The organism is Pseudomonas cichorii (assembly GCF_003700275.1).
GTDB classification, from domain to species: Bacteria; Pseudomonadota; Gammaproteobacteria; order Pseudomonadales; family Pseudomonadaceae; genus Aquipseudomonas; species Aquipseudomonas cichorii_B.
Genome location: NZ_RBRE01000033.1, coordinates 1 through 22,006, shown reverse-complemented (window position 1 = coordinate 22,006; position 22,006 = coordinate 1). Strand labels below are relative to the sequence as shown.

Here is a 22,006-nt window from a genome sequence, read left to right as displayed (position 1 = left end):
TATGACCGATTGATAGCGCAATGTCCTTTTCTGAGGGCAACGCTGCTAGGCTTGGCTCTTGTCGACCATGAACCTGAATCCTGCCGATGCTTGAACGCCTGCTGATCCTGACCGCCCTGAGCCTGGCTGCGCCAATGGCCGCAGCGGTCACCATCTATAAAACCACCGATGCCGAGGGTGTGGTGTCGTTTTCGGATCGCCCGTCAGCAGGCGCGTCGGTAGTGGTGTTCCGCGACCGGATGGTCGAGCACTTCGAGAAGCAGGTGCATTTGAGCGTCAAGAAGGAAGGCGGCGTGCACAGCCTGTATGTGCGCAATGACCTGTATGCGCCCGTCGAAGTCGAACTCAAGCTTTCCGGGCTGAGCAACGTGCTGGGGGTGACGGGATCGTCGTCGACCATTCGGCGCACGGTGCCTGCGCGCAGCAACGAACGCATGATCGTGCTGAGCCCCCGGCAAGCGGGCAAGGCCATGAACTACGCCTCGATACTGACCTCCACGCTGGGTGACTCGAAGCGCACGACGCTGGCTTACAAATACCCGTTGCCCTGGATCGGCGGCCCGTTTCGCCTGACTCAGGGGCCTGGCGGCAAATACAGCCATTACGGTGCCAAGGGACGTTATGCGATGGACATCGCCATGCCCGAAGGCACGCCGATCATCGCAGCGCGGTCGGGCACCGTGGTCAAGGTCGAGAACAATCAGACCGGCAGAGGCTCGAACCCGTCAGGCAATTTCGTGCGCATCCTGCACGATGACGGCACCATGGGCGTCTATCTGCACCTGATGCGCGGTTCGGTGAGTGTCAGGGAAGGGCAGCAGGTGCATACCGGGAGTCCGCTGGCGCGTTCCGGCAATACCGGCAACAGCACCGGCCCGCATCTGCATTTCGTCATTCAGCGCAATACCGGACAGGCGCTGGAATCCATTCCCTATGAATTCGCCACGCCAATCCAGAACCTGCCCAACTTTGCGGTGGGCGGGAATTAGCTCGCCTGTTCCTGTTCAGGCAAAAATGAGCCCGCTCAATCGATCTTCAATACCTTGGCCAGGACGATCTTCGGTCCTTTCATCTTCTTGATGATGATGCGCAGGCCTTCGACTTCCATCTGCTCTTCTTCTTCCGGCACCCGTTTCAGGGTTTCGTAGATCAGGCCGGCCAGGGTTTCGGCTTCGATGTGGTCCAGGTCGATACCCAGCAGGCGTTCGACCTTGAACAGCGGGGTATCGCCGCGTACCAGCAGTTTGCCCGGCTGATAGGCCAGAATGCCGCGCTCGACCTTGCGGTGTTCGTCCTGAATGTCGCCGACCAGCACTTCCAGCACGTCTTCCATGGTCAGATAGCCGATGGCCTTGCCGTCAGCTTCTTCGACCAACGCGAAGTGCGCGCCGCCCTTGCGGAACTGTTCCAGTAGCTGCGACAGCGGCATATGCCGTGAAACGCGCTCCAGTGGGCGGATCAGCTCTGCGAGGTTGAAGGATTCCGGGATATGGTCCAGCGCTGCCAGTTCCAGCAACAGGTCCTTGATGTGCAGCAGGCCGACGAACTCGGCGCGCTCGGCATCATAGACCGGATAGCGGCTGAACTTGTGGCGACGGAACAGGGCCAGGATTTCCTTGAGCGGTGCATTGCAATCCAGAGAAACCAGGTCTTCCCGGGAGTTGGCCCAGTCGACGACTTCCAGCTCACCCATTTCCACCGCCGAAGCCAGTACGCGCATGCCCTGGTCGCTGGGGTCCTGGCCACGGCTGGAGTGCAGGATCAGTTTCAGTTCGTCGCGGCTGTAGCTGTGTTCATGGTGCGGGCCGGGTTCACCCTGGCCGGCAATGCGCAGGATGGCGTTGGCGCTGGCATTGAGCAGGTAGATGGCCGGGTACATCAGCCAGTAGAACAGGTACAGCGGAACTGCGGTCCACAGCGACAGCAGCTCCGGCTTGCGGATTGCCCAGGATTTGGGTGCCAGCTCGCCGATCACGATATGCAGGTAGGAAATGATGAAGAACGCGGTGAAGAACGACACGCCCTTGATCACTTCCGGCGAGTCCACGCCCATTGCGCTCAGCAGCGGCTCCAGCAAGTGAGCGAAGGCCGGCTCACCGACCCAGCCCAGGCCGAGGGAGGCGAGGGTGATACCCAGCTGACAGGCTGAAAGGTAGGCATCCAGCTGGCCGTGAACGGTGCGCAGGATATGCCCGCTCCAGCCGTTTTTCTTGGCGATGGCTTCAACGCGGGTCGAGCGCAGTTTGACCATGGCGAACTCTGCGGCAACGAAGAAGCCGTTGAGCAGGACCAGGAACAGTGCAAAAAGAATCATGCCGAAATCGGCGAAGAGTGAAGCCGTGGTGAAACTAGCGGAAGGGTCCATGGTGGGGTTTTGCGGAGTCCGTTGTATTCAGAAAAAGGTAATGCGGCACGGAAAATGGCGCCATGAACGAGGCAATGTAGCGGCTCGCAGCCAGCTTGCCTAGTAGTCTGCGTCGTCATCTCCGGGTTTTGACATTTGAATGGCTGCGAAATGACAGGTAAACACGCTGCCCTTGCCCGGTACGCTGTTGATTTCCAGCGTGCCGCGATGGCGCAGCAGCACGTGTTTCACGATTGCCAGGCCCAGGCCGGTGCCGCCGGTATTCGAGGCGCGACTGGTGTCGACGCGATAGAAGCGTTCGGTCAGGCGCGGCAGGTGCTTGGTCTCGATACCGATGCCCGAATCCTGCACGCTCAGGTGCGCACCCCGCTCATCGTTCCACCAGCGAATACGGATGTTGCCTTCGGCCGGGGTGTATTTCACCGCGTTGAAAATCAGGTTGGAAAACGCGCTGCGCAACTCGGTTTCGCTGCCTTTGAGCTGCATGTCGCTTTCGATATCGAGGCTGATCTGGTGGTTCTTGGCTGCTGACAGAGCCTTGGCATCGGCCTTGATGGTCTTGAGCAGCGTCACCACGGCCACCGGATGGTTGTCCGACGGGTAATCGGTCGCTTCAAGCTTGGCCAGCAGCAGCAAATCGTTGAGCAGCGTCTGCATGCGGCCGCCTTGCTGGTGCATCTGCTGCAAGGCGCGAACCCAGCGCGGATTCACCTCTTCGACGTTATCGAGCAGGGTTTCCAGGTAGCCGAAGATCACCGTCAGCGGCGTGCGCAACTCATGGGAGACGTTGGCGACGAAGTCCTTGCGCATCTGTTCCAGCTGATGGATGCGGGTGACATCGCGCACCAGCATCAGGTGTTCGTTGTTGCCGTAACGGGTTATCAGCAACTGGATGCGCAGGTGATCATTGGTGGGCGAAGGGATTTCCAGCGGTTCGCTGTAGTTGCCCAGCGCGAAGTATTCCTTGAAGCGTGGATGGCGTACCAGGTTGGTGACCGGCTGGCCGCTGTCCTGTGGCGTCTTGAGACCCAGCAGGGTTTCGGCGGCGCGGTTCCACCATTCCAGGTTGCCTTCGCTGTCGAGCATGATGACTGCGTCGCGCAGGGCGGCGGTGGATTCCTGGACACGGTCGATGACCGCCTGCAGACGTCCGCGCACGCGCTGATCGCGGCGTTGCAGGTGATAGATGCTGTCGAAGACTTCGCCCCACAGTCCATAACCATCGGGCGGCGGTTCGTCAGTCGAATGATTGCTCAGCCATTCATGCAGGCGCAGCAGTTGCTTGAGGGTCCAGGCCAGGTAAAGCCCCAGACCGATGGCCAGGCTCCAGCCGTATTCGCCGCTGATCAGGCCGACCACCAGGCAGGCGGTGACCAGCAGCAACATGTGGCGTATCAGCGTGCCGTGCCAGTTTCGGTTCAATTAAAGGTACATCCTTGACGGGTACACATTGGCCAATGCCCTGTGTCTCTACGAAAGCGGTTCTCAGCTTTTGGTAGAAAAGCGGTAACCGGTGCCGCGCACGGTTTGTACCAGATTCTCGTAAGCATCGCCCAGGGCTTTGCGCAGGCGCCGGATGTGGACGTCGACGGTACGCTCTTCGACATAGACGTTGCCTCCCCAGACTTGATCCAGCAGTTGACCGCGGGTGTAGGCGCGCTCCTGATGGGTCATGAAGAATTGCAGCAGACGGTATTCGGTAGGGCCCATTTCCGCGGGCTTGCCATCGATGGTGACGCGGTGGCTGATCGGGTCGAGCAGCAGGCCGCCCACTTCAATCGGTGCTTCGCCATCGCTCGGGCCGGCGCGGCGCAGTACCGCCTTCAGGCGCGCAACCAGTTCGCGGGGCGAGAAAGGCTTGGTGATGTAGTCGTCGGCGCCAACTTCCAGGCCCTGGATCTTGTTGTCCTCTTCACCCTTGGCGGTGAGCATGATGATCGGGATATCCCCGGTCAGCTCGTCACGCTTGAGGCGCCGCGCCAGTTCGATACCGGAGGTGCCGGGCAGCATCCAGTCCAGCAGGATGAGATCCGGTTTGCGGTCGACGATGATTGCATGGGCCTGTTGCGAGTTTTCCGCTTCCATGCAGTCATAGCCGGCCATTTCCAATGCAACGGCGATCATTTCGCGAATGGGGGCTTCGTCGTCAACGATCAGGATGCTCCTGCCAGCCATGCTTGAAACCTCTTGTCATTTAACTGTCTTGGGGCGCATTAGATAACGGAAATATTGCAGTCGTGTGACAGGTTGGAATGAGGCTAGCACGTGGCTGGCCGTCAGCGCAGTGCATAGTCCGCGACAATCCCGAGGAAGATCGCCAGCCCTGCCCAATGGTTATGCAGAAATGCCTTGAAACAGGCATCCCGGTCACGCAGGCGAGTGCTGCGGAACTCCCAGGCAAAACAGCCCGCTGCCACCAGCAGGCCTGCATAGAAGCAGGCGCCCAGCTCGAAGCGTGTGCCAGCCAGTATCAGGCAGCCCAACGCCAGCCCCTGAAGGGTCAGGATGATGACGCGGTCGGCATCGCCGAACAGCACGGCTGTGGATTTCACACCGATTTTCAGATCGTCGTCGCGGTCGACCATGGCGTAGTAGGTGTCATAAGCCACGGTCCACAGCAGGTTGGCGATGTACAGCAGCCACGCAGCGGCAGGCAGTGCGCCGGTTTCGGCGGTGAAGGCCATCGGCATGCCCCATGAAAACGCGGCGCCCAGCACCACTTGCGGGTAATAGGTATAGCGCTTCATGAACGGGTAGCAGGCTGCCAGCGCCAGGCCGCCGAACGACAGCCAGATGGTCGTCGGGTTGGTCAGCAGGACCAGCAGGAAGCTCAAGGTCACCAGAATGGCGAACAGCGCCAGCGCTTCACGTGAACTGACCTTGCCACTGACCAGCGGCCGCTGCTCGGTACGTTTTACATGACCGTCGACCTTGCGATCCGCGAAGTCATTGATGACGCAGCCGGCGGCACGCATCAGGAACACGCCGGTGACGAAAATCAGCACATTGGCCAGCGAAGGCGCGCCTTCACCGGCAATCCACAAGGCCCAGAGCGTGGGCCACAACAGCAGGTAAACGCCGATGGGCCTGTCGATGCGGGTCAGTTGAATGAAGTCCCAGGCACGAGGGTTCAGGCGATTGAGGGATTTGAGCAGCGACAGGTACATCAGGGGTGTTCCTTGTGCTTGAGCGCGTTCCAGAGAGTGGGCAGAAAAACCTCGGCAACCAGCACGCTCAGCGCGCCCCGGCTGAAGCGCGAGCGACGGGCCCACAGGCCGCTTGTCGCATCCGCCGTGGGCAACCAGGCTTCGGGATAGCGACAGACCTGCAGCGGGCCGCGTTCAAAGGCCTTGTCACTGAAGAGTAATTCACCCAGCGAGCGGGTCCCCAGTTCATCCAGGTTCAAGCCACCTTCCAGCAAGGCGCTGCGGGCGGCGACACTGCGCGCGAAGACCCACTTCTCGCCGTGGCCCCGCAAATACACTTCGCGTACCCAGCCCAGGCTGGCTTCGGGCAGTTCCAGCGCCGTGCATTCGTCGGCGCGCAAGGGCTGCCAGCCTTCGAGCAAGGGCGTGACGCTGAAGGTGTCTGCCGACAGGCAGGTCAGGCGGCGGGTCAGGGAGTCCTGATTGAACAGCCAGTCCAGAGTCAGCGGTTCCGGGGCCTCGACCAGTTGTTCGCGTTCGAGCCAGATAGGGGTAGGCAATGCTGGGTTTTGCTGGGTCACGGTAAGCCATTATCGGCAGTCATCGAGAGGCGCGAGCTTAGCATGATTGGCGTGCCTGACCGACGCCCGGCAATGCGCCCGGTAGCACAAACGGGCTTGCATCTGCGTGCCATGGCCAGTACAACCCTCGCGGGGATCTGACTCGTTGTGCAATGAGCCAGGCCCTCTAGAGCCTGTGTAGCCTGGACCGGTGGCAATCGACTGCTGCGCCAGTATTTAGCCTGATAATCGAAGGAAGCGAACCATGAAGAAATGGCAATGTATCGTCTGCGGCCTGATCTATAACGAAGCCGATGGCTGGCCCGATGACGGTATTGTGCCCGGCACTCGCTGGGAAGATGTGCCAGAGGACTGGCTGTGCCCGGATTGTGGTGTCGGCAAGATCGACTTTGAAATGATTGAAATCGCTTGATCCCGGCATTCAAGGAGAAGTAATGAGCGCACCTGTCGTCATCATCGGTACCGGTCTTGCGGGTTACAACCTCGCCCGCGAGTTTCGCAAACTGGACGGCGAAACGCCGCTGTTGCTGATTACGGCCGATGATGGCCGTTCCTATTCAAAGCCCATGCTGTCCACCGGCTTTGGCAAGAACAAGCAAGCCGATGAGCTGAGCATGGCGCAACCGGGCGCGATGGCCGAGCAGCTCAACGCGCAGGTACGCACGCATACGCGCATCAGCGGTATCGATCCCGGCCACAAGCGGCTATGGATCGGCGAAGAGGCGGTGCATTACCGCGATCTGGTGCTGGCCTGGGGCGCAGAAACCATTCGCGTGCCGGTCGAGGGCGATGCCCAGGACGTGATCTTCCCGATCAACGATCTTGAGGATTACGCCCGTTTCCGCGCCGCGGCAGCAGGCAAGCAGCGGGTGCTGATTCTGGGCGCAGGCCTGATCGGCTGTGAGTTTGCCAACGATCTGATTCTGGGCGGTTATGAGGTCGATCTGGTTGCGCCTTGCGAACAGGTGATGCCGACCCTGTTGCCTGCCGCCGCAGCGACTGCCGTGCAGGCCGGGCTTGAAGGTATTGGCGCGCGCTTCCATCTGGGCCCGGTGCTTACCCGCTTGCAGCGCAATGGCGAGGCGCTTGAAGCGCACCTGTCCGACGGCAAGGTGATCGCCTGCGATCTGGTGGTTTCGGCCATCGGTCTGCGTCCACGGATCGATCTGGCCGCTGCCGCCGGTCTGCTGACCGGGCGCGGCGTCGTGGTTGATCGTCACCTGCAGACTACCCACGCCAATATCCATGCCCTGGGTGACTGCGCTGAAGTCGATGGCCTCAACCTGCTGTACGTCATGCCCTTGATGAGTTGTGCCCGTGCCCTGGCTCAGACACTGGCCGGTACGCCGACTGCCGTCCGCTATGGCCCGATGCCGATCACGGTCAAGACGCCGGTCTGCCCTCTGGTGGTTTCTCCGCCACCGCGCGGTACGCAGGGAACCTGGAGTGTCGAAGGGCAGGGCACCGATATAAAAGCCTTGTGTCATGACGCCGAAGGCCAGTTGCTGGGCTATGCGCTGACGGGCGCTGCGGTGATGGAAAAACTGGCCCTGAACAAGACGTTACCTGCATTGTTGGCCTGAATATTCGGCGTTTTGTCGGATAGATAGCTTTTTTCGCCCTATAAACGTTACGCATGTACTGGCGCGGGCTGCATCGGCATGCCATTCTCGTTCTGGTCTGCCGCTACGTAGAGCCGTCGCGGCACCTTGTCGCTGCTTTTCCAGGCAGTACGGGACATAAAAACAAAAAACCGTAAAGAGGCTTCATACATGCGTAAACCAGATATTGCAGCCGCCATCGCTGAAAAGGCGGACCTCACCAAAGAGCAGGCCAACCGCGTCCTCAACGCCATCCTTGAAGAAATTACCGGCGCCCTGCACCGCAAGGACAGCGTGACCCTGGTTGGCTTCGGCACCTTCCTGCAACGCCATCGTGGTGCCCGCACCGGCAAGAATCCGCAAACAGGAGAGCCGGTAAAAATCAAAGCCAGCAACACTGTTGCCTTCAAGCCTGGCAAGGCTCTCAAAGACAGCGTCAATCCATAACACTCGCTGCGCGCCTTGGCGGGAGGCGCGCAGTCACCGAAACGGGCACATCCATTGAATGGAGTGCCCGTTTTCTTTTGCGCCCGAATCAGTAATGTTGCCGTATGAGTGGGTATTTATTCGCAATCTCTGCATTTGAGGTGAAGTAAGAACTTTCCTACCCTAGAGTGTTATTTGCCTTCCTGCTGCTCGGAATCTCCTGACTTTTTCCAGTGGTTCATTTCCTTAAAGTGCCGCCCCTGCTGCACCTCATTAAAAATGACCTCTGGAATGCAAGAATGAAAAAAGTATGGATGACTGCTGTCGTTGCAACCCTGATCGCCACCACCAGTGGTTGCGTGAGTTACAACGTGAGCCAGCCGGCTGCACCGCTCGAAGGTGTCGTCAAAACGGATCTCAAGGCTGACGTCAAAGTGGGCGGTGCCATCAGCGGCGAATCCTCGACCAATATTCTGTTCAACTTTCTGAGCTTCGGCGGCGACAACAAATTCGCCGATGGTGTTGCCTACGGCGGTGCCAGCAGCGGCGGCGGTCTGGGCCTGGCCCTGCCTGATCCGGTGTCCACCACCAAGGCTGCGGCGGCCTACAAGGCAGTCAAATCGTCTGGCGCCGATCTGATCGTCGCTCCACGCTATGAGGTCAATGTGCAGGATTACTTCATCTTCAAGAAGGTGAATGTGAAGGTCACCGGCAACAAAGGCAGCATCAACAGCATTCGCTGATCCGGGGCGGAAAAATGCTGCTCTCGGTGTAGAGCAGCATTTAGCGCTTCATGGTCCTATCTTCGTCGAAAAAACACGATTGTCCTACAGGATTGCCCGCAATAACCCGCTACACTGCCTCATCAATCGCTCTGACCGGGCCGACTTTTCCCTGAGGCAATGTGTATGAAGTTTCGTTTCCTGCTCTGGATGCTGGGCCTCCTGATGGCTCGGGCCAGCCGTACCAATCCTGAATTCCAGCAGCAGCTTGCCGGCAAGGACCTGACCTTTCAGTTGCAGACTGCCGATGGCAAGGTGGCTCGCCATTTCATCGTCAATGGCCAGCGCATCCGCAGTGCCGGTGGCGTGGTTGCCGAACCGGCATTTGCCATATCCTTTCGCGACGCTGCCTTCGGTTTTGCCACGATGCAGGCCAAAAACAAGCAATTGGCGTTCATGAAGGGAGTCCAGGACAAGGACATCCAGATCAAGGGCAACCCGGCCCTGGTGATGTGGTTTCAGGGCCTGACCAAATACCTGAAGCCCAGAAAGAACAAGGCCGCCTGACTCAAGGCAATTGCAGCCCGCCCGAAGCCTTGTGCAGTTCCCGCAAATGCTCACCCATCTGTTTGAGATTGGCTTCGTTGGCCGCGATCTCGCTGGCGCGCTCGGGCTCCAGCAGGGCGCGCACTTCCTTGTCGAGATCGCCAGTCAGGCGTTTCAACTGTTTCTGGCGCTGACTGCTTTCGCTTTCCAGCCGTTGCCACTCGCTGGCTTGTGGCAAGCCATAGCCGCTGGTGCCGAGCAATTCGGCCGGGCGACTGAGATAGCCGCTGTTATCGAGAATTTCCTGTAGCGTCTTCGAGGCCTGGGAAACGCTGCCGTCCTTCTGCTCCCTGGCGCCGAGATAGCGTTGCTTCACTTCGTCCTGGGCCAGCAGTAATTGCCGGCGCAGACTGGCCTGTTCCAGCAACAGCATGGCGGCGCTGGTGCGCAGGTCGGCCTTCTCGAACCACTGGCTGCGTTCTTTGGCCGACAACAGCAGCCAGTCTTCGACAGTGGTCTGCTTGATCGGCAGGTGTTTCTTCAAGACCTCGAACATCGCCTGATAGCGATCGCGATAAGAGTCGAAGCGATACCCGAGCCGCAGCGCCTCCTTGGGATCATCCAGCACACTGGTATCGGCCAGGCCCCGGCCCTTGAGCACTTCCAGCAAACCGTTCGGCAGAATGCTGTCCAGGCCGACAAGCTTGGGATTGTGGGTGCCGCTGCGCAACAGTTTGAGGTTTTCCACGGCGCAGTTGTTCGACAGGAAGTAATAGTTGCCGTCGTAACTCCAGTGCATTTCCGCCGCATGCTGGACCAGCCCTTCGATCTCCGGGCGCGACAGCTTGATCGGTACGGAGGCGAGGCTGCGCAGTTCGGTCTTGGTGTATTCGTCGATGACCTGAGCTAATGGCAATACGAACAGGCGCGATGGATAGGCGCCCATCAGGCCATCCCAGCTGGACAACTGCACATCGCCGACGAATGCCCGGTAAGACAGGACCAGATGCTGATCCAGATCCAGTCGGCAATCCGGCCCGCGTGGCCGCCCCGGCTTGCAGATCACCAGGCGCAACATGCTGTGGCCCCAGCGGCTTACCCAGTTCTGATTAGCTTCGGCCAGCAGGTAATCGACGGCATAGACCCGCTCGGGGTCGAGCTTGCCCAAGGGTTCGCGGCCGAAATCGTTGCCCGCGTTCAGATACGGAAAGAACGACGAACACTGGTCTTTCTGTGCTGGAGCCCAGCCGAAGTGTTGTTTGTAGTAGGCGTACAGCGCCGGACGACGACAGGCATAGGCCGGGTCGAGCAGGAAATACTCCATGTTCACGGCGACGAATTCGAGCGGGCTGGTGGTTTCGTAGATGTCCGGGCTACGCACGACCTGGCCGTTGTGGTCCTCGCGCTCGCCGCGTCGACCGACATATTGCTGCCAGCCTGCAAGATCCAGCAGGCGCGGATCATCGCTCAGGGTAAAGCGCCGCTCGGTTTCGCCACGGCAGCTATCGGGCAGGCCAATGTTGCCGAGTGAACTGTGCTGGCGCGAGCAGCGGAAGATCAGTGAGCGATCTTGCGCAGACCACAGCCGGGCACGGTCATAGACGTGCGTCAGTTCATGCAGGACGGTGGCGAGCATTTCCCGGCGCACGGTGCCGTGCGGGCGTCCGGTCTGGGTGGTGGCTGCCGAGCCGTCGGTCAGTGGCGCCAGCAACCGGGTATTCAGATAAAGCTGATAAGGCCCGGCAGCCTGGCCATAGGCATTGTCGGGCATATCGCCGGACCAGCGCACTTCGACACGCCGGTCCAGCTTCTCGATGAGGCCGGGCGGCAGGGCGCGCATGGCTTCATCGAGCAGGGTCTGGCTCGCATGTTGTTGGGCAGTGGTCAGGCCGTCGGTCTGCAGCTCAAGCTTCAGGTTGGCAAGAGCATGAGGTGTGACCAGCGACAATGCGCCGGCAAGCAGCCAGGCGCCAAGGCGTCTCACAGGGCTAGAATGGCTTCGGCCAGGGTGCGGTCGCTGGCATTGCGGGCTTCCGGCAGGCGGTCGCGCAGGGTATCGAAGGCAGCGTCGAGTTGAGCGCCATGAATATCACCGTCGCTGGCGACGTAGCTGGCAGCATCGTCCTTGGCCTGGATCACGACCTTGGAGTCACGGATCGAGGTGGTGGTATCCGAAGTGAAGTCGATGGAGCGACCAAAAGCGCGAACGATGATATTGCTCGTGGCCACGACGGTCTGGGCCTGGGCAATATCTGCCATTACGAGCAGGCCAAGGGTAGCGGCAATCAGCGGGGTACGCATGTAACGTCTCCAGTTACGCAAAGAGGTCGAAAGTGACTATTGGACGAGGATTGTTTCCGCCAGTTCAAGGTCGCTGGCATGAAGTTTTGACCGGGTATTTCGCAGTGTGCGCAACGCCGATTCCAGCCTGGCACCGCGAATCTCGCCGTCAGTGGCAACGAACGCCGCCGCATCATCCTGAGCGGCCATTATCAGCTTTCTATCGAAAGGAGCCGTGGTGACCTGACTGGTCACGTATCCGGTAACGACCATGCTCTGTGTGGTCGTATCGAATGCCTGGACCGGGGCGACCCAGGCAAGACTGGCGATTGGAGCAGCAAACAGAAGAGGTAGTAAACGCATAGTTTTCAATGGCTGGCAAAACGAGGGTGAAGGCTAGCGCAATGACTGGCACAGAGCTACCCCGGACGAGCCGGGGGCTTGCTTCAGATCGCCAGAATGGCCTGGGCCAGTTGGGTATCGGTCGCGCTCAGGTTCGGGTATTGCTGGCGAATGTGCTGAAACGCGCCTTCCAGTTGCGCGCCGCGGATTTCGCCGGCGCTGGCCACGAAGCTGGCGGCTTCATCACGGGCTGCACGTACGATCTTGTCGTCACGCAGTGAAGAAGAGGCGTCGGAGGTCGCTTCGCTGGAGGCCGCAACTGCGCCGACGATAGCGTCGGTGGTGACAATGAAGCTGGTAGCGTTTGCGCTGGCGGCCGCTGTCAGCAGAGTGGCTGCAGCGAGGAGGCGGAGCAGGGTCATGATGAGTTTCCAGAAGTGTGACTGAGTGGTCGCTAGCCTATCGCAGCCATGCTGAGCTTGTCATTGCGGCTGGCTCTTCGCAGGCCGGTCGTTGAGCGGAATTGATGTAACTGTACATGTCTTTTTCAATAAACTTAAAACTGTACCTGTTGGCTGGGTTCCAGACCGTTCCAGGAATATTTCCGGCCCGGAACGACAAGGCCCGTCTCAGTTGCCTGAGACGGGCCTTGTGTTAAGCAATTCGGGGTGCTGGCGAGAGACCTTGCGGGTCTGGACCAGCGGGCGCTTCAGTTAGCGCCAGAACGGCTTGCTCAGCTCTTCGTAACGCTGTGCTTCGCTGATACCTGCGTCGGCGAGAAGACGTGCATCCAGGCGAGCCAGTTGGTGGCGGCTGGAGAGGCGACGCTGCCAGAGCATCAGGTTTGCGAATACGCGCAGAGGCCATGCAGCTTGAGCGGTGTTGACGGTGCTTTCGTTGAACAGGTCGGAACTGACTGTACGTTCCATGATGTGACTTCCTTCCGCTTGTGGCGGGTTTAGAGAGTGGCTTGACTGGTGCCTATCTTCCTCTCACTCGGCCAGTATCTACAGACACAGTTCATTTGTATTGTGATGGTTCAGTTAACTGTTTATAGGCACTGTTTTGTTCGTTAATGGGGCAACTGTACCGGTCGGCACTGGATTGGTGCGTTTTGTGGTTGGTCGTGGTGAGTTTTGCGGTTTAAAGCCTGTTTTTAACCAGTACAGAAGTACAGTTTCTTTTGCTGGTCATGAAAGCTGTTGGAAAGTGAGCAAAGAAATGCCTTGCTCACTTTCAACTGTGTGACTCAGGCCGGCAACATGCGACCGGTCTCTTCGAGGTTGATGTGCCAACTCAGTGCCTCGCGCAGGATATGCGGAGTATGGCCGCCGACCTCGCAGGCCGCTGCGAAGTACTGGTTCAGAGCATTGCGGTAGGCTGGATGCACGCAGTTGTCGATGATGATCCGGGCGCGTTCGCGTGGCGCCAGGCCGCGCAGATCCGCCAGCCCCTGTTCGGTCACCAGGATGTCGACATCGTGCTCGGTATGATCGACATGGCTGACCATTGGCACCACGCTGGAAATCGAGCCACCCTTGGCGATCGACTTGGTGACAAAGATGGCCAGGTGGGCATTGCGCGAGAAGTCACCCGAGCCACCGATGCCGTTCATCATCCGCGTGCCACAGACATGGGTCGAGTTCACGTTGCCGTACAGATCGAACTCCAGTGCGGTGTTGATGCCAATGATACCCAGGCGGCGAATGACTTCCGGATGGTTGGAGATTTCCTGTGGACGCAGCACCAGTCGCGATTTGTAGCGGTTGAAGTCAGAGAACACCTGCTCGTGCTTGGCGGCCGACAGGGTCATGGAACTGCCGGAGGCGAAACTCAGTTTGCCGGCATCGAACAGATCGAAGGTCGAGTCCTGCAGGACTTCGGAATACATGGTCATGTCATGGAACGGCGAGTCCAGCAGACCATGCATCACCGCATTGGCGATGGTGCCGATCCCCGCTTGCAGCGGCATCAACTGATTGGTCAGCCGCTCTTCACGTACTTCCTTCTTGAAGAACTCCACCAGATGGTTGGCGATGGCCTGGGTTTCGGCATCCGGTGGCAGCACGGTGGACGGCGAGTCGGCCTGTTCGCTGATGACGATACCGACGATTTTCGCCGGGTCGATCTTTACCGCGCTGCCACCGATACGCGAGTCGGCTTCCAGCACCGGGATCGGCAGGCGGGTCGGGCGATAGCTGGGAATATAGATGTCGTGCAGGCCTTCCAGCTCCAGCGGCTGGGACAGGTTGATCTCCACGATGACTTGCCTGGCGAGGATCGCGAAGCTGGCCGAGTTGCCGACCGAGGTGCTCAGCACCAGATGACCTTCTTCGGTAATCGCCACGCATTCGATGACCGCCAGGTCGACGGCCTTGATCTGCCGGTTGCGCAACTGCTCCACTGTATCGGACAGATGCTGATCGATGAACATGACCGTGCCGTCGTTGATCGCCTTGCGCAGTGTACTGTCGACCTGAAAAGGCATGCGGCGCGACAGTACGCCGGCTTCGGTCAATTGCTTGTCAAGGTCGTTGCCCAGGCTGGCGCCGGTCATCAGGCTGATCTTGAGCGGCGACACTCTGGCGCGTTCGGCCAATGCATGGGGAACGGCCTTGGCTTCACCGGCACGGGTAAAACCACTCATGCCGACGGTCATGCCGTCTTCAATCAAGGCAGCGGCATCTGCTGCACTCATTACCTTGCTCATCAATGAAGGCAGGCGGATACGGTCACGGTACATGGGTTCTTGTCTCGAAGGTGGAAGCGAGGGCTCAAGTCTAGACATTCAAAAGTTTTCCGTCCCGCTACCAAGGTCGCATTGGAGGGCTCTAATCAGGGCCTTTCAAAGCAAAACACTGTTGCGCGAAATGTAAAAAAGCCCCGGGCACATTGCGCACCGAGGCTTTCCCAGACTGTGTGAGTTGCGTGGAGGCTAAGCGTTTTCCACAGCCTTAACCATGTCCTCGATCACCTTTTTGGCATCTCCGAACACCATCATGGTTTTATCCATATAGAAGAGTTCGTTGTCCAGACCGGCATAGCCGCTGGCCATAGAGCGCTTGTTGACGATGATCGTCCTGGCCTTGAAGGCTTCGAGGATCGGCATTCCGGCAATCGGTGACTTGGGGTCGTTGCGTGCGGCCGGGTTGACCACGTCGTTGGCGCCGAGAATCAGCACCACATCGGCCTGACCGAACTCGGAGTTGATGTCTTCCATCTCGAACACCTGATCGTAAGGCACTTCTGCCTCGGCCAGCAGCACGTTCATATGCCCCGGCATCCGTCCGGCAACCGGGTGGATGGCGTATTTCACGGTAACGCCGTGATGGGTCAGCTTTTCCGTAAGCTCCTTCAGCGCATGCTGCGCCCGTGCTACTGCCAAACCATAGCCCGGCACGATGATCACGCTGTCGGCGTTGGTCAGCAGGAAAGTGGCGTCGTCTGCCGAACCGGATTTGACCGGGCGGGCTTCCTGGGTGCCTTTCGAGCCGCTGGTATCCGTTGCGCCGCCGAAGCCACCGCCGATCACGTTGAAGAACGAGCGGTTCATGGCCTTGCACATGATGTAGGACAGAATCGCGCCCGAAGAGCCGACCAGCGAGCCGGCAATGATCAGCATTGAGTTGTTCAGCGAAAAACCGATGCCTGCCGCAGCCCAGCCGGAATAGCTGTTGAGCATCGACACCACTACCGGCATGTCCGCGCCGCCAATCGGGATGATCAGCAGTACGCCGATGACGAAGGCCAGCGCCAGCATGATCGCGAAGGCGGTCAGGTTGCCGGTGAACATGAAGGTCAGGCCAAAGAACAGCGTGGCCAGCCCGAGAATCAGGTTCAGCTTGTGCTGTCCGGCAAACTGTACCGGTGCGCCCTGGAACAGACGGAATTTGTACTTTCCCGACAGCTTGCCGAAGGCGATCACCGATCCGGAGAAGGTGATTGCACCGATGGCGGCCCCGAGGAACAATTCCAGGCGGTTGCCTGCCGGGATTGCATCGCCCATGTTGCGCACGATGCCCAGAGATTGCGGCTCTACCACGGCGGCAATCGCGATGAACACTGCGGCCAGGCCGATCATGCTGTGCATGAAGGCGACCAGCTCCGGCATTTTGGTCATCTCGACACGCTTGGCCATGATCGACCCCGCCGTGCCGCCGACCAGCAGGCCGACCACGATATAGCCAATGCCCGCACTGGTGCCTTCAACCGTTGAAAGCGCGGCCAGCTTGAAGACCAGGCCCACGGTGGTAATCACAGCCAGACCCATGCCCAGCATGCCGAACAGGTTGCCGCGCCGGGAAGTCGTGGGGTGCGACAAGCCTTTGAGTGCCTGGATGAAACATACCGAAGCGATCAGATAAAGCAGGGTGACCAGATTCATGCTCATTACTTCTGCACCTCGTCTTTTGCCTTGGGTGCTTTCTTCTTGAACATTTCCAGCATGCGCCGGGTGACCAGAAAGCCACCGAACACATTCACCGCTGCCAGAGCGACCGCCAGGGTGCCCATGATCTTGCCCAGCGGTGTCACTGTCAGCGCTGCGGCGAGCATGGCGCCGACGATCACGATGGCGGAAATGGCGTTGGTTACGGCCATCAGCGGAGTGTGCAGGGCAGGGGTAACGTTCCAGACCACGTGATAACCGACATAGATCGCCAGTACAAAAATGATCAGGTTATAGATACCAGGGGAGATCAACTCTTCCATTGTTCTTGTCCTCAGCCGTTCTTGCGAATGACTTGGCCGTCGCGGCACATCAGGCACGCGGCGACGATGTCGTCTTCGAGATTGATCTGCAACTGACCGTCCTTGTCGAACAGCAGCTTGATGAAGTCCAGCAGGTTGCGGGCGTACAGCGCCGAGGCGTCGGCAGCGACCAGCGCGGGCAGGTTGGTGTGGCCGACGAGGGTCACGCCATGCTCGACCACGACCTGATCGGCCACGGTCAGCGGGCAATTGCCGCCTTGCGCGGCTGCCAGGTCGATGACCACCGAGCCGGGCTTCATCTGTGCCACGGTTTCGGCGCTGAGCAATACCGGTGCCTTGCGGCCGGGAATCAATGCGGTGGTGATCACAATGTCCGACAGCCTGGCGCGCTCATGAACGGCGACAGCCTGACGCTGCATCCAGCTTGCAGGCATGGGGCGTGCATAGCCGCCCACACCTTCGGCGCATTCGCGCTCTTCATCGGTTTCGTAGGGCACGTCGATGAACTTGGCGCCCAGCGATTCGATCTGCTCCTTGACTGCAGGGCGCACGTCGGAAGCTTCCACGACTGCGCCCAGGCGTTTGGCAGTGGCAATGGCCTGCAACCCGGCAACACCGGCGCCGAGTACCAGCACCCGCGCTGCCTTCACGGTTCCGGCCGCGGTCATCAGCATCGGCATGAAGCGCGGATAGTGATGGGCCGCCAGCAGCACCGACTTGTAACCGGCGATATTGGCCTGCGAAGACAGGACGTCGAGGCTCTGCGCGCGGGATGTGCGCGGCGCGGCTTCGAGGGCGAAAGCGGTAATGCCGCGTTCGGCCAGTTGGGCAATGGTTTCGTTACTGAAAGGGTTGAGCATTCCGATGACGATCGTGCCGCTCTTGATCAGAGCCAGCTCGCTGTCGTTGGGGGCGGTGACCTTGAGGATCAACTCTGCTGCGAAGGCCTCGCTTGTCCCGCCGATGGTGGCACCCGCGGCTTCATAGGCGCTGTCCGGCACACTGGCACGAATGCCGGCTCCGCTTTGCACAGTCACTCTATGGCCTTGGCTGATCAGCTTTTTGATGGTTTCCGGGGTTGCAGCGACCCGCGTTTCACCCGTATGGGTTTCAAGAGGAACACCAATATGCACGTCAAATCTCCTGCGTGATCTCTTTTATCAATGGGCCCGCGCACTACGGCTGGTGCGTCCGGGGTAGCCGATCAGCATGCCCCCGAGGCCTTATAACCAAGGGTGGCGGAGCATTCTGCAATTGAAGTTCAGGCGCTTCAATACATTCTGTAACGAGACTATAAATTAACTACAAGTCACCATGTGACCTATTGTCGCAACAAATTGCCGATAGCCTTTATTTACAAGGCCTGTAGCGGATTCCATCCATAAAGTGTGGAAAAGAGGATTTTTTCGTGGGTTTAGCCATCAGCCTGCAAAATCAGTCAAAGCCCCCGTATAGAAAGCGCTTTGACCCTTTTTCTGGTTGCGAACGATGGTTGTCTAATGGCGACAAAAAATTATATCTGTAGGGTTTTTATAGCCTTCACTACTTAAAGCCTCAAGGCTTCAATCCCTTTCTGGCGGCAGCCTGTAGCCCTGTGCCTGGTCGATGAGCCAGTCGCGGAATGCCCGCAAGGACGCTGATTCGATTTTTCGCTCTGGAATCATCAGGTGATAGGCCTTGATGCTGGAGAGTGCATGGGTGTTGGCGATGATCAGGCGCTTTTCCCGTAACTCGCGCTGAATCAGGAAAGGCGGAATCAGGGCAATCCCCATCTCGTGCATGGCGGCCTGCGCAAGCATGGAGAATAGCTCGTATCGAGGGCCTGTCAGGTCACGGGCGACATTCAGGTCTTGCGCGTTGAACCATTGGCGCCAGGCGTAGGGGCGCGTGGTCTGTTGCAGCAGTGGCATCTCGGCGATGCGCCTGGCATCCAGGGTGTCCCGGCCCTGCATGAGAGCCGGGCTGCATACCGGCATGGGATTCTCGCCCATCAGCCGATGCGCCTCGGTGCCGGGCCAGTCGGCATCACCAAAGTAGATCGCGGCATCGAAATTCGTATCGGCGAACAGAAAGGGGCGAGTGCGGTTGGTGAGGTTGACCGTGACTTCCGGGTGCTGCTGTTGAAAGTCCTTGAGGCGCGGCAATAGCCATTGCGTGCCGAAGGTCGGGACGACTGCCAGTTCAATCACGTTGGCGCCTTGCTGGCCCATGATCGAAAGCGTATCGCGTTCCACGGCATCCAGTTGGGCGGCCACGCGGCGGCTGTAGGAAAGGCCTGCCTCGGTCAGCTTCACACCGCGTCTCGAGCGTCGGAACAGTTCCACTCCGAGAAATTCTTCCAGGCTGCCGATCTGGCGGCAAATGGCGCTCTGGGTCAGCGAAAGTTCGTGCGCTGCCTTGGTAAAGCTTTCGTGGCGAGCCGCCGACTCGAAACTGATCAGTGCGGCGGTACTGGGGATTTTGCGCCGCATATACGCTGGCCTCACTCGTTATCGGGATAAGTTGCGATTTTGTGGGTTACGGAGTGAGAAATTAGCACAGGTTGTTGAGTAATCGTCGTTTGCCGCCTTTCCTAGGCGGGTCTAGGATCACTCCACGACATTGGCGAAAAAACGCGAGGAGTGAGTCATGGGCGACAAAGCAAGCTTCAACTGGATCGATCCACTGCTGCTGGATCAACAGCTCACTGACGAAGAGCGCATGGTCCGCCACAGCGCCGAACAGTTCGCCCAAAGCAAGCTTGCTCCAAGGGTTCTCGAAGCCTTTCGCCATGAGCGGACCGATCCCGCCATTTTTCGTGAGATGGGTGAAGTGGGATTGCTGGGGGCGACCATTCCTGAAGAGTTTGGCGGCAGCGGCCTGAATTACGTGTGCTACGGATTGATTGCCCGGGAAGTGGAGCGTGTCGATTCGGGTTATCGCTCAATGATGAGTGTGCAGTCTTCTCTGGTCATGGTGCCGATCAATGAGTTCGGTACCCAGGCGCAAAAGCAGAAGTACCTGCCGAAGCTGGCATCCGGCGAGTGGATTGGCTGTTTCGGCCTGACCGAGCCTGATCATGGCTCTGATCCGGGCGCGATGATTACCCGGGCTCGCAAGGTCGACGGCGGGTATCGTTTGACCGGCAACAAGATGTGGATCACCAACAGCCCTATCGCCGATGTGTTCGTGGTCTGGGGCAAGGATGACGAGGGCGATATTCGCGGCTTCGTGCTGGAGAAAGGCTGGGCCGGGCTGAGTGCGCCGGCGATTCACGGCAAGGTCGGCCTGCGCGCATCGATTACCGGTGAGATCGTGATGGACAACGTCTTTGTCCCCGAAGAGAACATCTTCCCGGATGTGCGTGGCCTCAAGGGCCCTTTTACCTGTCTGAACTCGGCACGCTATGGCATCTCCTGGGGCGCGCTGGGCGCGGCGGAGTTCTGCTGGCACACCGCTCGACAATACACTCTGGATCGTCAGCAGTTCGGACGTCCTCTGGCGGCCAATCAGTTGATCCAGAAAAAGCTGGCCGACATGCAGACTGAAATCACTCTGGCCCTGCAGGGCTGCCTGCGCCTGGGGCGAATGAAGGACGAAGGCAGTGCCGCAGTGGAAATCACCTCGATCATGAAGCGCAATTCTTGCGGCAAGTCGCTGGATATCGCCCGCATGGCCCGCGACATGCTGGGCGGCAATGGCATCTCCGACGAGTTCGGTATTGCCCGTCACCTGGTCAACCTGGAAGTCGTGAATACCTATGAAGGTACCCATGATGTGCATGCGTTGATTCTCGGACGTGCGCAGACCGGTCTTCAGGCCTTCTATTAAGGAGTCTGCCATGGGCGCGCTTTCGCATATTCGGGTGCTGGATCTGTCGCGGGTTCTTGCCGGGCCGTGGGCCGGGCAGATCCTTGCCGATCTTGGTGCGGACGTAATAAAGGTCGAGCGTCCTGGGTGTGGCGACGATACGCGCGCATGGGGGCCGCCATTTCTGAAGGATCCGCTGGGCGAGAATACTTCCGAAGCAGCCTATTACCTGTCCGCTAACCGCAACAAGCAATCGGTGACCATCGACTTCACCCGCCCTGAAGGGCAGAAACTGGTGCGTGAGCTGGCTGCGCGTTCCGATATCGTGATCGAGAACTTCAAGGTCGGAGGACTGGCGGCTTATGGGCTGGACTATGAAACGCTCAAGGCCATCAATCCGGGTTTGATCTACTGCTCGATTACGGGCTTTGGGCAAAGCGGGCCATACGCCAGGCGAGCGGGTTACGATTTCATGATTCAGGGGCTTGGCGGCCTGATGAGTCTTACCGGACGTCCTGAAGGCGAGGAGGGTGCCGGGCCGGTGAAGGTAGGTGTGGCCTTGACGGATATTCTGACCGGGCTTTATTCGACCAGCGCCATACTGGCGGCCTTGGCGCATCGCGATCAGAGCGGCGTAGGGCAGTACATCGATATGGCTTTGCTGGATGTGCAGGTGGCATGTCTGGCGAATCAGGCGATGAACTACCTGACGACGGGTATTGCTCCGCGTCGACTGGGTAATGCGCATCCGAATATCGTGCCTTATCAGGACTTCCCTACAGCTGATGGCGACTTCATCCTTACGGTTGGTAACGACAGCCAGTTCAGGAAGTTTGCCGAGGTGGCCGGGCAGCCGCAGTGGGCGGATGATCCGCGCTTCCTGACCAACAAGCTGCGAGTGACCCATCGGGCCGAGCTGATTCCGCTGATTCGCCAGGTGACGGTGTTCAAGACAACAGCGCAGTGGGTCGAGACGCTTGAGGCGGCAGGTGTGCCGTGCGGGCCGATCAATGATCTGGCTCAGGTGCTTGCAGATCCGCAGGTCCAGGCTCGCGGGCTGGCTATCGAGTTGCCGCATGCTCTGGGCGGTAGTGTCGCGCAGGTGGCCAGTCCGATTCGGTTGTCTGCAACCCCTGTCGAATACCGGCGCGCACCGCCCTTGCTGGGTGAGCATACCCAGGAAGTCTTGCAGGGCATTCTGGGGCTCAGTGCCGACGAGGTTGTGGCGCTGCGTGAGGCTGGCGTGCTTTAGCCTATATAGGTGCCTTGCTTATATAGAAGAAGGCGGAGCTCCTTCTATATAGAAGAGAGGCCTGTAACAGCTGATTTCAAGAAAATTGAAATTAACGGTTGACGGGCGATTTAATCTCTCTATAATTCGCCCCACTTCCGGCGCAGACGGAACTGAAAAAGCCTTGTAGATCAATAGTTTACAAGTGTTTAGTCAGGTCGGTCAGCGAAGAAGGGCTTCGGTCACAGTTGGATCGACAGCGGTAAG

General features: G+C 59.1%; 23 protein-coding genes. 8 read left to right on the top strand and 15 right to left on the bottom strand.

The genetic code is table 11. The annotated features are described in order from the left end of the window. The first annotated feature begins 86 nt into the window (after positions 1-86). A complete protein-coding gene (locus ALQ04_RS07370; protein WP_122315105.1) occupies positions 87-989 on the top strand; it encodes a M23 family metallopeptidase in 903 nt (300 codons plus the stop codon). Positions 990-1,024: 35 nt separating this feature from the next. Here the strand turns inward: ALQ04_RS07370 and ALQ04_RS07365 are convergent, their stop codons facing one another. The 5 genes from ALQ04_RS07365 to ALQ04_RS07345 form a co-directional block, all read right to left on the bottom strand. Continuing rightward, entirely contained in the window at positions 1,025-2,365 is a 1,341-nt protein-coding gene (locus ALQ04_RS07365) for a hemolysin family protein (protein ID WP_122315104.1), read from the bottom strand. 99 nt (positions 2,366-2,464) lie between these two features. Next, positions 2,465-3,751, bottom strand: coding sequence for a phosphate regulon sensor histidine kinase PhoR (gene phoR, locus ALQ04_RS07360; protein ID WP_259644965.1), 1,287 nt, complete (start codon positions 3,749-3,751; stop codon positions 2,465-2,467). Positions 3,752-3,850: 99 nt separating this feature from the next. Further along, complete coding sequence (phoB, locus tag ALQ04_RS07355; RefSeq protein ID WP_122315102.1) at positions 3,851-4,540, bottom strand: phosphate regulon transcriptional regulator PhoB; 690 nt, start codon at positions 4,538-4,540, stop codon at positions 3,851-3,853. 101 nt (positions 4,541-4,641) lie between these two features. Further along, positions 4,642-5,532: a 4-hydroxybenzoate octaprenyltransferase gene (ubiA, locus tag ALQ04_RS07350; protein ID WP_122315101.1), complete on the bottom strand. Its 891-nt coding sequence runs from the start codon at positions 5,530-5,532 to the stop codon at positions 4,642-4,644. Beyond that, positions 5,532-6,092 (bottom strand): chorismate lyase, encoded by a 561-nt coding sequence (locus ALQ04_RS07345; protein WP_122315100.1) that lies wholly within the window; start codon positions 6,090-6,092, stop codon positions 5,532-5,534. Before ALQ04_RS07345 ends, ubiA begins: the two co-directional genes overlap by 1 nt. 244 nt (positions 6,093-6,336) lie before the next feature. On the opposite strand from ALQ04_RS07345, the gene ALQ04_RS07340 reads away from it, so the two are divergent. From ALQ04_RS07340 to ALQ04_RS07320, 5 genes are all read left to right on the top strand, one after another. Further along, positions 6,337-6,504, top strand: a complete 168-nt coding sequence (locus ALQ04_RS07340; protein WP_122315099.1) for a rubredoxin — start codon at positions 6,337-6,339, stop codon at positions 6,502-6,504. Between the two features lie 22 nt (positions 6,505-6,526). Beyond that, a complete protein-coding gene (locus ALQ04_RS07335) occupies positions 6,527-7,675 on the top strand; it encodes an NAD(P)/FAD-dependent oxidoreductase (protein WP_122315098.1) in 1,149 nt (382 codons plus the stop codon). 189 nt (positions 7,676-7,864) lie between these two features. Then, entirely contained in the window at positions 7,865-8,140 is a 276-nt protein-coding gene (locus ALQ04_RS07330; RefSeq protein WP_122315097.1) for an HU family DNA-binding protein, read from the top strand. A gap of 278 nt (positions 8,141-8,418) precedes the next feature. Then, positions 8,419-8,862 carry a hypothetical protein gene (locus ALQ04_RS07325; protein WP_122315096.1) on the top strand — a complete coding sequence of 148 codons (444 nt, stop codon included), beginning with the start codon at positions 8,419-8,421 and terminating at the stop codon, positions 8,860-8,862. A 165-nt stretch (positions 8,863-9,027) separates the two neighbouring features. Further along, positions 9,028-9,408 (top strand): SCP2 sterol-binding domain-containing protein, encoded by a 381-nt coding sequence (locus ALQ04_RS07320; protein WP_122315095.1) that lies wholly within the window; start codon positions 9,028-9,030, stop codon positions 9,406-9,408. A gap of 1 nt (position 9,409) precedes the next feature. Here ALQ04_RS07320 and ALQ04_RS07315 read toward each other — a convergent pair whose 3' ends face one another. The 10 genes from ALQ04_RS07315 to ALQ04_RS07270 all read right to left on the bottom strand — a co-directional run bounded on the left by ALQ04_RS07315 (position 9,410) and on the right by ALQ04_RS07270 (position 19,190). Next, complete coding sequence (locus ALQ04_RS07315; protein WP_122315094.1) at positions 9,410-11,371, bottom strand: DUF4105 domain-containing protein; 1,962 nt, start codon at positions 11,369-11,371, stop codon at positions 9,410-9,412. Beyond that, positions 11,368-11,688, bottom strand: a complete 321-nt coding sequence (locus ALQ04_RS07310; protein ID WP_122315093.1) for a DUF2388 domain-containing protein — start codon at positions 11,686-11,688, stop codon at positions 11,368-11,370. Before ALQ04_RS07310 ends, ALQ04_RS07315 begins: the two co-directional genes overlap by 4 nt. Positions 11,689-11,724: 36 nt before the next feature. After that, positions 11,725-12,030 carry a DUF2388 domain-containing protein gene (locus tag ALQ04_RS07305; RefSeq protein ID WP_122315092.1) on the bottom strand — a complete coding sequence of 102 codons (306 nt, stop codon included), beginning with the start codon at positions 12,028-12,030 and terminating at the stop codon, positions 11,725-11,727. Positions 12,031-12,113: 83 nt separating this feature from the next. After that, positions 12,114-12,431, bottom strand: a complete 318-nt coding sequence (locus tag ALQ04_RS07300) for a DUF2388 domain-containing protein (RefSeq protein ID WP_122315091.1) — start codon at positions 12,429-12,431, stop codon at positions 12,114-12,116. Between the two features lie 291 nt (positions 12,432-12,722). Next, complete coding sequence (locus ALQ04_RS07295; protein WP_122315090.1) at positions 12,723-12,938, bottom strand: DUF1127 domain-containing protein; 216 nt, start codon at positions 12,936-12,938, stop codon at positions 12,723-12,725. A gap of 320 nt (positions 12,939-13,258) precedes the next feature. Beyond that, positions 13,259-14,752 (bottom strand): acetyl-CoA hydrolase/transferase family protein, encoded by a 1,494-nt coding sequence (locus tag ALQ04_RS07290; RefSeq protein WP_122315089.1) that lies wholly within the window; start codon positions 14,750-14,752, stop codon positions 13,259-13,261. Positions 14,753-14,944: 192 nt separating this feature from the next. After that, positions 14,945-16,399, bottom strand: a complete 1,455-nt coding sequence (locus tag ALQ04_RS07285; protein WP_122315088.1) for an NAD(P)(+) transhydrogenase (Re/Si-specific) subunit beta — start codon at positions 16,397-16,399, stop codon at positions 14,945-14,947. Then, entirely contained in the window at positions 16,399-16,719 is a 321-nt protein-coding gene (locus tag ALQ04_RS07280) for an NAD(P) transhydrogenase subunit alpha (protein WP_122315087.1), read from the bottom strand. Before ALQ04_RS07280 ends, ALQ04_RS07285 begins: the two co-directional genes overlap by 1 nt. 11 nt (positions 16,720-16,730) lie before the next feature. Continuing rightward, positions 16,731-17,852, bottom strand: coding sequence for a Re/Si-specific NAD(P)(+) transhydrogenase subunit alpha (locus tag ALQ04_RS07275; protein WP_122315086.1), 1,122 nt, complete (start codon positions 17,850-17,852; stop codon positions 16,731-16,733). A 429-nt stretch (positions 17,853-18,281) separates the two neighbouring features. Further along, positions 18,282-19,190 carry a LysR family transcriptional regulator gene (locus tag ALQ04_RS07270; RefSeq protein ID WP_122315085.1) on the bottom strand — a complete coding sequence of 303 codons (909 nt, stop codon included), beginning with the start codon at positions 19,188-19,190 and terminating at the stop codon, positions 18,282-18,284. A gap of 157 nt (positions 19,191-19,347) precedes the next feature. Here ALQ04_RS07270 and ALQ04_RS07265 point away from each other — a divergent pair, with 157 nt between their 5' ends. Then, complete coding sequence (locus ALQ04_RS07265; RefSeq protein ID WP_122315084.1) at positions 19,348-20,529, top strand: acyl-CoA dehydrogenase; 1,182 nt, start codon at positions 19,348-19,350, stop codon at positions 20,527-20,529. 10 nt (positions 20,530-20,539) lie between these two features. Then, positions 20,540-21,760: a CaiB/BaiF CoA-transferase family protein gene (locus ALQ04_RS07260; RefSeq protein WP_122315083.1), complete on the top strand. Its 1,221-nt coding sequence runs from the start codon at positions 20,540-20,542 to the stop codon at positions 21,758-21,760. The last annotated feature ends 246 nt before the right edge of the window (positions 21,761-22,006 follow it).

Coding starts and splice junctions, on each gene's coding strand:
- ALQ04_RS07370 (WP_122315105.1), top strand. CDS start 87: ATGCTTGAACGCCTGCTGATCCTGACCGCCCTGAGCCTGGCTGCGCCA.
- ALQ04_RS07365 (WP_122315104.1), bottom strand. CDS start 2,365: ATGGACCCTTCCGCTAGTTTCACCACGGCTTCACTCTTCGCCGATTTC.
- phoR (WP_259644965.1), bottom strand. CDS start 3,751: ATGTTGCTGCTGGTCACCGCCTGCCTGGTGGTCGGCCTGATCAGCGGC.
- phoB (WP_122315102.1), bottom strand. CDS start 4,540: ATGGCTGGCAGGAGCATCCTGATCGTTGACGACGAAGCCCCCATTCGC.
- ubiA (WP_122315101.1), bottom strand. CDS start 5,532: ATGTACCTGTCGCTGCTCAAATCCCTCAATCGCCTGAACCCTCGTGCC.
- ALQ04_RS07340 (WP_122315099.1), top strand. CDS start 6,337: ATGAAGAAATGGCAATGTATCGTCTGCGGCCTGATCTATAACGAAGCC.
- ALQ04_RS07335 (WP_122315098.1), top strand. CDS start 6,527: ATGAGCGCACCTGTCGTCATCATCGGTACCGGTCTTGCGGGTTACAAC.
- ALQ04_RS07330 (WP_122315097.1), top strand. CDS start 7,865: ATGCGTAAACCAGATATTGCAGCCGCCATCGCTGAAAAGGCGGACCTC.
- ALQ04_RS07325 (WP_122315096.1), top strand. CDS start 8,419: ATGAAAAAAGTATGGATGACTGCTGTCGTTGCAACCCTGATCGCCACC.
- ALQ04_RS07320 (WP_122315095.1), top strand. CDS start 9,028: ATGAAGTTTCGTTTCCTGCTCTGGATGCTGGGCCTCCTGATGGCTCGG.
- ALQ04_RS07310 (WP_122315093.1), bottom strand. CDS start 11,688: ATGCGTACCCCGCTGATTGCCGCTACCCTTGGCCTGCTCGTAATGGCA.
- ALQ04_RS07305 (WP_122315092.1), bottom strand. CDS start 12,030: ATGCGTTTACTACCTCTTCTGTTTGCTGCTCCAATCGCCAGTCTTGCC.
- ALQ04_RS07300 (WP_122315091.1), bottom strand. CDS start 12,431: ATGACCCTGCTCCGCCTCCTCGCTGCAGCCACTCTGCTGACAGCGGCC.
- ALQ04_RS07295 (WP_122315090.1), bottom strand. CDS start 12,938: ATGGAACGTACAGTCAGTTCCGACCTGTTCAACGAAAGCACCGTCAAC.
- ALQ04_RS07290 (WP_122315089.1), bottom strand. CDS start 14,752: ATGTACCGTGACCGTATCCGCCTGCCTTCATTGATGAGCAAGGTAATG.
- ALQ04_RS07285 (WP_122315088.1), bottom strand. CDS start 16,399: ATGAGCATGAATCTGGTCACCCTGCTTTATCTGATCGCTTCGGTATGT.
- ALQ04_RS07280 (WP_122315087.1), bottom strand. CDS start 16,719: ATGGAAGAGTTGATCTCCCCTGGTATCTATAACCTGATCATTTTTGTA.
- ALQ04_RS07270 (WP_122315085.1), bottom strand. CDS start 19,190: ATGCGGCGCAAAATCCCCAGTACCGCCGCACTGATCAGTTTCGAGTCG.
- ALQ04_RS07265 (WP_122315084.1), top strand. CDS start 19,348: ATGGGCGACAAAGCAAGCTTCAACTGGATCGATCCACTGCTGCTGGAT.
- ALQ04_RS07260 (WP_122315083.1), top strand. CDS start 20,540: ATGGGCGCGCTTTCGCATATTCGGGTGCTGGATCTGTCGCGGGTTCTT.